1 pseudogene is annotated in these 378 nt (G+C 70.1%); it reads left to right on the forward strand.

The annotated features are described in order from the left end of the window. A pseudogene (locus WH85_RS52090) lies at positions 1-378 on the forward strand (hypothetical protein); the annotation flags it as partial.

Consider the following 378-nt stretch of genomic DNA (forward strand, 5'->3'; position numbering starts at 1 on the left):
GGGCGGTGCGAACTTCGTGCAGAACGCGATCCTCGGCCCGCTGGAGGACAAGCGGTTCGCGACGATCAACCGGATCGAGACGGCGATCGGCCGCAACGCGGCGAAGCCGGACCTCAACGCCGAGGAACTCGCCCCCTGCTCGCTGAACGAGAACGGCGGCGGCAACGCGGCGCCCGAGCCCACCGCGGTGGAGACCGGCGACGAGGACGACGCCGACAACGCCGGTGGCGCCACCGGTGCCGCAACGGTGAACTGCCCCGACGTCGTGATCAACGTGGACATCCCGGCGCAGGCGCAGGCCGAGGTGGACCGCAACCTGGAGCTGCTGCAGACCCAGATCGACGAGGCGAACGCCCGGATCATCAGCACCGAGGGTCA

This window comes from Actinoplanes rectilineatus, from assembly GCF_000962825.1.
GTDB classification, from domain to species: Bacteria; Actinomycetota; Actinomycetes; order Mycobacteriales; family Micromonosporaceae; genus Actinoplanes; species Actinoplanes rectilineatus.